The organism is Mesorhizobium sp. M6A.T.Cr.TU.017.01.1.1 (genome assembly GCF_004023115.1).
GTDB lineage: Bacteria > Pseudomonadota > Alphaproteobacteria > Rhizobiales > Rhizobiaceae > Mesorhizobium > Mesorhizobium mediterraneum.
In genome coordinates this window covers 1-7579 of record NZ_RZTA01000184.1, presented here as the reverse complement: position 1 = coordinate 7579, position 7579 = coordinate 1, and the positions used below count along the sequence as shown (strand labels likewise).

The 7579-nt window shown below is 61.9% G+C and carries 8 protein-coding genes and 1 pseudogene; 5 read left to right on the top strand and 4 right to left on the bottom strand.

The window, feature by feature from the left end:
• The 4 genes from EOB36_RS32245 to hemP all read right to left on the bottom strand — a co-directional run.
• Positions 1–765: iron ABC transporter permease (locus EOB36_RS32245; protein ID WP_164897684.1), on the bottom strand; the 765-nt coding region annotated here is incomplete at its 3' end.
• A gap of 11 nt (positions 766–776) precedes the next feature.
• Positions 777–1685: a hemin ABC transporter substrate-binding protein gene (locus EOB36_RS32240; RefSeq protein WP_095486640.1), complete on the bottom strand. Its 909-nt coding sequence runs from the start codon at positions 1683–1685 to the stop codon at positions 777–779.
• A gap of 11 nt (positions 1686–1696) precedes the next feature.
• The gene (locus EOB36_RS32235; RefSeq protein ID WP_126106175.1) at positions 1697–2758 is read right to left on the bottom strand and encodes a hemin-degrading factor; all 1062 of its coding nucleotides are present in this window, start codon (positions 2756–2758) and stop codon (positions 1697–1699) included.
• Between the two features lie 21 nt (positions 2759–2779).
• Positions 2780–2986, bottom strand: a complete 207-nt coding sequence (gene hemP, locus EOB36_RS32230; protein ID WP_095494491.1) for a hemin uptake protein HemP — start codon at positions 2984–2986, stop codon at positions 2780–2782.
• Between the two features lie 300 nt (positions 2987–3286).
• On the opposite strand from hemP, the gene EOB36_RS32225 reads away from it, so the two are divergent.
• From EOB36_RS32225 to EOB36_RS32205, 5 genes and pseudogenes are all read left to right on the top strand, one after another.
• Positions 3287–5446 carry a TonB-dependent hemoglobin/transferrin/lactoferrin family receptor gene (locus tag EOB36_RS32225; RefSeq protein WP_245467958.1) on the top strand — a complete coding sequence of 720 codons (2160 nt, stop codon included), beginning with the start codon at positions 3287–3289 and terminating at the stop codon, positions 5444–5446.
• A gap of 5 nt (positions 5447–5451) precedes the next feature.
• A complete protein-coding gene (locus tag EOB36_RS32220; protein WP_126106173.1) occupies positions 5452–5895 on the top strand; it encodes a hypothetical protein in 444 nt (147 codons plus the stop codon).
• A gap of 40 nt (positions 5896–5935) precedes the next feature.
• Positions 5936–6976 (top strand): TonB family protein, encoded by a 1041-nt coding sequence (locus EOB36_RS32215; protein WP_348627337.1) that lies wholly within the window; start codon positions 5936–5938, stop codon positions 6974–6976.
• 61 nt (positions 6977–7037) lie between these two features.
• Complete coding sequence (locus EOB36_RS32210) at positions 7038–7352, top strand: antibiotic biosynthesis monooxygenase (protein WP_128286476.1); 315 nt, start codon at positions 7038–7040, stop codon at positions 7350–7352.
• Position 7353: 1 nt separating this feature from the next.
• Positions 7354–7579, top strand: a pseudogene (locus EOB36_RS32205) (VOC family protein); the annotation flags it as partial.

The following is a 7579-nucleotide window of genomic DNA, read 5'->3' as shown; positions in this document are numbered from 1 at the left end:
GGCTTCGCCCAGCGCGAGCGCGTTGAGGCCGCGCGCCAGGAACGGCATCGCCGCCAGCGCCAGCACGATGATCGGCCCGACTGAGCCGATTTTTTGCCAAGTCGCGCCGGCGAGCGAGCCGAGTTGCCAAAAAGTCAAGTCGCGCAACTGCCGGTCGTCGGCCATGAAGATCAGGATACCGGTCAGCGCCATGGCAAGGGCAGCCAGCGCGATGCCGGCAAGCAGCATGGTGGCAACCGAGGTTTGGCCTTGCCGGGTGGCGACCTGATAGAGCACCAATGTCGTCGCCAGCCCGCCGCAGAACGCCGCCAGCGGCAGAGCGAGTGTGCCCAGCACCGACGTTATCGGCGCCAGCACTGTGGCGCCAAGCACGATGACGGCCACCGCGCCGAGGCTCGACCCAGCCGAAACCCCGATGAGACCGGGATCTGCCAGCGGGTTGCGGAACAGCCCTTGCATGACCGCGCCGGAGACGGCAAGCGCGGCGCCGATCAGCACACCGAGGATGATGCGCGGCAGGCGGATATCGTAGACGATCAGGCGGTCGCGGGCGCTCAGCGCCTCATTGCCGGGTGCTGCGCCCAACAGCCAGTCGCCGACGACGCTGACGGCGGAGGCATCGGATGCGCCTGATGTCAGCGACAGCAGGACGGCAACGGCAAGTCCCAGGCATAAAAGCAGAATGACGATGCGCGCCCGCCCCGAACGGTCGCCGTCGGATGCTGTCGCCATGGTGCCCGCACCAGCGATCGATTGATCCACCATTGGAAGCCCGCTCAGTCCGCGGCCTGATCGCCATAAAGCGAGGCGGCAAGGTCGTGGATGACGTCGGCCGTGCGCGGCCCGAAGCCGAGCAGATAGCCGCCATCCATGCGGATCACCTTGCGCGCCGCACCCGCCGGCGTCGACAAGATGGCCGGGTTCGCGAACAATTCGTCATCGGATGCGGCGGGACCGGCATTGTTCATTATCAGGATCACGTCCGGCTTGGCGGTGATAACAGCCTCGTCGGACAATTGCTTGTAGCCGGAATAGCCGTCAACCGCGTTGACACCGCCCGAAAGCTTGATGATGCCGTCGGCGGCAGTCTCGCTGCCGGATGCGAGTATCTTGCCACCCTGCATCGACAGCACGAACAGGACGCGCTTGCGTTCCTTGATCGAAGCGGTCTGCTTTTCGGCGGCCTTCAGCTTGGCATCGATCTCGGCTGCCAGCGCATCGGCCTTGGCGTCCACGCCAAGCGCCTTGCCGACGATATGGATCTTTTCGAGAATGCCTTCATGGTCGTAGCGCTCGGGCACCTCGATGAATGGAATGCTCGTTTTCTTCAGCACGTCGACCGCTTGCTTCGGCCCGCTGCCGTGCAGCGCCAGGATGCCTGACGGATTGACCGACAGGACGCCTTCCGGCGACAGCTGGCGCATGTAGCCGACATCAGGCAGCTTGAGCGCCGCCTCGGGATAACGGCTGGTCGAATCGCGGGCGACCAGCCGATCCTGCTCGCCGAGCGCAAAGACGATCTCGGTGATCGAACCGCCGATGGCCGCTATCTTCGACGGGTCCGCAAAGACCTCCGTGCCTTCGGCGGCACGGGCCGGCAGCAATGCGGCAAAGGCCAGGGCAAGGCCGATCGCGGCCCCAAGCGTCGTTCTGAAAACACGCGCCCGTTTAAGCAAAGGAGCCATTGTCGTTGTCCTCAGGCTGCGGTCGGGCTTGGAATGCGCGGCAGGTTCTCTGCCAGAAACCGCCAGTCCTCGCGCTCGCTTTCACCTTCATGGCGCTTACCGAAGAACTGGATGATCATCTTGCCGTCGGCGCCATAGGCTTCGAGAGACGTGACATGGCCATCCTTGGTCGGTTTGCGCACGGCCCAGACCTCATGGATGTGGTCGGTCCGCAGATGCAGGTGGAAGGTCTCGTCCAGCACGTTGATCCATGGCCCCATCGGCTTGATAGACTTGATTGGGCCCGAATGGATCTGGATGCAGCCGCGATTGCCGACAAAGCACATGATCGGCATCTCGCCCTCGGCGGCATGGTGGAACATGGCGCTGACGGCATCGTTGTCGAGCAGCCAGGCGTAATCCTGGCCGACCATGCGCATCGCCTGGCGGCGGTCGAGCTTGAGCGTCTTCAGCATGCCGAAGAACTGGTGCACGTCAGTCAGGCGGCTCCAGCGGTCGCGCAGATCGTCGACATCAGCGGAAGCGTCGGAAGCCTCGGTCTCGTCGGCAAATCCGCCGTCTGAAATTGCGACCGTCGACTCCTGGTTTGGCGATTCGAGCTCGGCCACCAGCTTCTGATAGGCATAGAGGTTGGACGCGGGCCGCAGATGCACCTTGTGCACCGCCTCGCCTGCCGCATCGAAGAACTGCAGGCTGCGCCTGATATCGCCGCCGTCGCGCTTTTCGACGGCAAAGCCGTGCGTCCAGACTTTCGGGAAGATGCGCAGATCGATGTTCTCGCCAAGCACCATGGCATTGTGGTTGCCGGTGACGACTTTGTCGTAGACGCCGATCTTCTCGTGCACAGCGCTTTCGTTGCGCGTCAGCGCCATGACCTCACCGACGGCCTCGAGGCCGGTCAGAAGATCGTTGACGCGCGGCTCGACGCGGACGACGCCGTCGCCGCAATGCGCGGCGACCAGCTCGGCCTCCGAAATGCCAAGCTGGGCAGCGAGATCGCGCTCGCGCGTCTTCGGATTGTCTGCCCGCGCCCGCCGGATCTCGTGCGGAGCGGGTTTTACGCGCTGGTCCATCTCTTAAATACCTACTCTTGCCTACTTGTTGAGGATGAGCTTGCCCTGGCGGGTGATCTTCAGCCGGTAGAGCGCTCCGTGATGCTCGATGCCGATCTCGTGCTCGCCCTGGAACAGCGTGTTGCTGGACAGGGTTCTCACGGTCAACGGAACCCGGTCGAAACGAGCCGAATTGTCGTCGGAACGGCGGACGCGATAGCGAAAGTCATTGGGATTGTGCGTGTTCATCTGGTTCGATCCCTTTCCTGTGCCGGGCGTCTGGCTAGGCGTTGCGTAGATGCCGATTCATTTCTTGACTTGAATAATCATGTTTATTAGTCAGTGCAATACCGGACTAAGTGAGTCAAGATTTAAGACGCCGGACACGACGAAAAATGCCAGCAAGCTTCAAGCCAGCCAGCATCGAACCAGGTATTTTGGAGTTGGGGCATGGGGTTGGCGAATTGGGGACGGCTGGGGCTGGCGAATAGCAGCCCAGGTCCGGCGCATCGAGGTCCGGCGCATCGATCGATGGCAAAGGGCCGGTCTATGGCAACGGGAATCGCCGCATTGCTGGCGGGTGCTGCGGCGATCGCTCTGCTCACGCCGTCAGCCAACGCTCAACAGGCCGCCCAACCGGCAACAGACCAGCAGCAGGCCGAACAAGCGCAGGCGCCTGAAGACGCCGGGCCGGCTCCCGCAGGCGCAACGCTGCTCGACCAGATCCTGGTCATCAGCCGCACCGGCGAGACGGCGATCGACTCCCTGGCTTCGGTCAGCCATGTCGATCAGGAGCAATTGGAACGCCGCATGGCGACGACGCCAAACGAAATGCTATTGGGTGTGCCTGGAATAGCGGTCCAGGCAGATGCAAGGCGCGTCAGTTCCAGCATCAATATCCGTGGCTTACAGGATTTCGGCCGCGTCGCTGTGATCGTCGACGGCGCGCGGCAGAATTTCCAGCGCTCCGACCACGGCACGCAATCCACCTTCTATATCGACCCGGAGCTCATCAAATCTGTCGACGTCATCCGCGGCCCGGTCGCCAACACCTACGGCTCGGGCGCCATCGGCGGCGTCGTCTTGTTCGAGACCAAGGACGCGGAAGACTATCTTCGCGACGGCGAGACATGGGCGGCGTCTGCGACTGGGCGCTTCGAGAGCAATGGCGAAGGCTGGACGACCAGCGCCGCCGGTGCTTACCGTTTCAATGAAAACTGGGATGTCCTCGGCAACATCGTCTATCGCGACTATGACGACTACAAGGATGGCGGCGGCGATACGGTGAACGGCACCGGCTTCGACGTCTTGAGTGGCCTGCTCAAGACGACCATCCGCCCCACTGAAAACAGCGAACTGAAGCTGGGCTGGAATGGCACGAGCGACGGGTGGAACGAGGTCAGCGGCGGCACGGCGGTGAATGATGTCGACCTGAAAGCGAACACCTTCTCGGGCCGCTACAACATCACCGACGAAGACAAGAGCTGGCTCGATCTCCACATCAACGCCTCCTACAACAAGACCGACATGAAAATGACAAGCCTTGTCCCGCAAAACCGGTTTGATCCAGTCACCGGTCTTCCCATCGTCTTGCCGGCGGGTTCGATGTCGACCTTCGATATCGGCACTTCGGGCATCGACATCTGGAACACCTCGCGGTTCGAGACCGCCGGCATTGCGCACGAGCTGACCTACGGTGGCGACTGGGTTGGCGACGACGTCGAGACGGGTGGTGCCGCAGGCGGCGCCAGTTTCTATACCCCTTCGGGAAAGCGAAACGTTTCCGGCGCTTACGTCCAGGACAAGCTCACATGGGACTGGCTCGAAGTCATCGCCGGGCTGCGTTACGACAGCTACAAGCTCGAAAGCGATGTCGGCGAAACCTCCGGCGACCGGCTGTCGCCGCGCATCACCGTCGGCGTCTCGCCATTCGAAACCGCCAGTCTTTCGGGACTGCAATTTTACGGCACCTATGCGGAGGGATATCGCTCCCCGTCGCTGTCGGAAACCCTCATCAGTGGCAATCATCCGGCAGGCGTCAGCTTTCCGTTTCTCCCCAATCCCGATCTGAAGCCTGAAACCGGCAAGACCGTCGAATTCGGCGTCAACTACAAGCAGGACGACATCCTCGAAGCCGGCGACGCGTTTCGTTTCAAGGCGGCCTACTTCAACAACGACGTCGACGACTACATCGACGGTGTAACGCTATCGGCATTCGACCCAACCAGCGGCTGCCCATTCGGCCCCGGCATCCCGATCTGCTTCCAGTACCAGAACTTCGCAAAAGCCAAGATCCGCGGCTTTGAAATGGAAGCTGTCTATGACGCCAGCTGGGGTTTCGCCGGGCTGTCGGCCTCGATCATCGATGGCCACACCATCTCCTATGAAGGCGAGCGGGCAGACCTCGTCACCGTCCCGTCGTCCCAGGTCACCGCCCAACTCGGCTTCCGCTTTCTGGAGGACAAGCTGACCGTCGGCGGCGAGGTGCAGTACAATGGCAAGCCAAAGGGCAACGCAGTGGCCAAGGACTACACGCTGGTCAATGCCTTCGCCAGCTATCAGGCGACCGACAATTTCAAAGTCGGCTTCCGCGCCGACAATTTGTTCGACGTGAAATACACCAATCCGTTGAATGCATCGGCCACGAGTGTAATTTACGAGCCCGGCGTCACGCTGAAGCTGGCGGCGACAATGCGATTTGGAGGCTGACGACAATGGCAAGCTTGACGGCATCGCTTCGCCTGCTGACCTCGGTGCTGGCAATGCCGCTTGTGATGGGTCCGGCGTGGGCGCAAGAGTCCGCGCCGGCCCCTGGTCTCACGCTTGAACTCAACGGCGCACAACCCTCCGAAAAGGGCTGCCGTTTGACGTTCGTGGTCAACAACACTCTCGGCGCCGATCTCTCGAAAGCGGCGTTCGAGATCGCGCTGTTCAACGAGGCCGGCGTCGTCGACCGGCTGACCGTGCTCGATTTCAAGGACCTGCCGGCGGGCAAGACCAAGGTGACGCGTTTCGATCTTGCCGGCGCCGACTGCGCCAAGGTCAGCCGCGTGCTGATCAACAGCGCGACCGAATGCGCCGGAACCGGCATCGAGCCGGATGCTTGCATGCGCAGGCTGAAGACCGAGACCAAGACCGGCATCGCCTTCGGGGTCTGAGAAGACAGTGGGGCTGGAGCCCGCACTCGGACAGAACATCGTGGCATGGCCGCTGGCCGGACCGTTGCCGCCGAGGGCAAATGATCTTGATTTGACAAGCGGGCCGCTGCAGTTTCCGTTCCGCGACATGCAGGAAATCAGTCCCCTCCCTAACGTCGGCGGCGAGCTGGCCATAGCACCGGCCGAGCCCCAGGCGACGCCATTTGCCCGGAACCGCAAGTGGGTGCTGGCGATTGTCACTTCCTGCCTTCTCCACGCCGCGGTGGCGGCGGTTTTCCTGTTATCGCCGGCCGGGACATTTGACTTCCAGGATGCCACTCAGTCGGAAGGCAGCGATCAGTCGGGCGCCAACGTGGTTGGCAGCGCACTGGATCGGGAAGCGCAGGCAATGAAGGTCACATTGGTGCCGAACCCGCAGCCGACCAAACCAGCGGCGGCAAAGAAACCGGTGCCGCCAACAATGCCTCCTCAGCCCGCCAAAGAAGCGACGAAGCCGCCCCTTGAACCTTCCCCGGAAGCTGTCAAACAGTCGGCGGCCCTGCCAGACATATTGGCGTCCGGGGTCTCCGATGACCAGAGCGCGGCCCCAAAGAGCCCAGTACAACCAACTGTTCAGACAGAAAGCACCAAAGCGCCTGCTGTGTTTGCCGGGCAGCCGCCGATCCCCAGCGCCAGACCAAGCCCACCAATGCCTCCTTCAAGGACAAGCGAAGCAGATGAGAAGCGCGGCACGGCAGATGGCCGGGACCGCTCTGCTCGGGCGGCGAGTAAGGGCAAGAGACAAAATGAAGCAGGTATTGCGGCGGAATCCAGCTACCGCAGCGACGTCATAAGAAAGCTCAGCCGTGTCAATCGCAGCGTCCCGCCGTCGGTGCAAGCAACCGCCCGCAACAATGCAATTGTCACATTCGTCATTGGCAGCCGTGGCGGCATCAATGAGCTGCGCATCCTAGAGAGTTCTGGTTCGGAAGATTTCGATCAGGTCGTGCTCGGTATCGTGAGGAAGGCAGCCCCCTTTCCTCCCATCCCGACAAAGGTCGGCAACAATCTGGTGTTTACAGGTGCGATCGGTCCGTTTTGAGAATCTTCACCTCGTCGTTTCCATCTACGGTCACAGTTCACCAATCCCGAAAGGACAGCCAATGTACATCGCCATGAACCGATTCAAAGTCCAGAACGGCTCTGAGGACGCCTTCGAGGACGTCTGGAAGAACCGTGATTCGAGCCTATCGGAGATGAAAGGTTTCAAGGAATTTCATCTGCTGCGCGGTCCGGTCAACGAGGCCGAAGGTTACACGCTGTTCGCCTCGCACACCGTATGGGCGAGCCATGAGGATTTCGTCGCCTGGACCAAATCCGAGAATTTCCGCGCGGCGCACCGCAATACCGGCACCACCAAGGTGAACTATCTCGGCCATCCGCAGTTCGAAGGCTTTTCGGTCGTCGAGGGCGCGTGACATGGCCTTGCCCGCAGCCGACCCGGCGCGCAGCATTCCCGTGCTGCCCTCGCCCGACATCAAGGCGACGCGCGATTTCTACCGCGACCAGCTCGGTTTCGGCATCGTCGGGCCCGAGATGGACGACTATCTCATCATGCGCCGCAACGAGATGGAGATTCACTTCTGGAAGAGCGACGACCGCAAGCTGCCGGAAGTGTCGTCCTGCTACCTCCGAGGCGGCGAGG

Bases quoted from the DNA above. Each gene is read 5' to 3' on its own strand.
- EOB36_RS32240 (WP_095486640.1), bottom strand. From the start codon at position 1,685: ATGGCTCCTTTGCTTAAACGGGCGCGTGTTTTCAGAACGACGCTTGGG.
- EOB36_RS32235 (WP_126106175.1), bottom strand. From the start codon at position 2,758: ATGGACCAGCGCGTAAAACCCGCTCCGCACGAGATCCGGCGGGCGCGG.
- hemP (WP_095494491.1), bottom strand. From the start codon at position 2,986: ATGAACACGCACAATCCCAATGACTTTCGCTATCGCGTCCGCCGTTCC.
- EOB36_RS32225 (WP_245467958.1), top strand. From the start codon at position 3,287: ATGGCAACGGGAATCGCCGCATTGCTGGCGGGTGCTGCGGCGATCGCT.
- EOB36_RS32220 (WP_126106173.1), top strand. From the start codon at position 5,452: ATGGCAAGCTTGACGGCATCGCTTCGCCTGCTGACCTCGGTGCTGGCA.
- EOB36_RS32210 (WP_128286476.1), top strand. From the start codon at position 7,038: ATGTACATCGCCATGAACCGATTCAAAGTCCAGAACGGCTCTGAGGAC.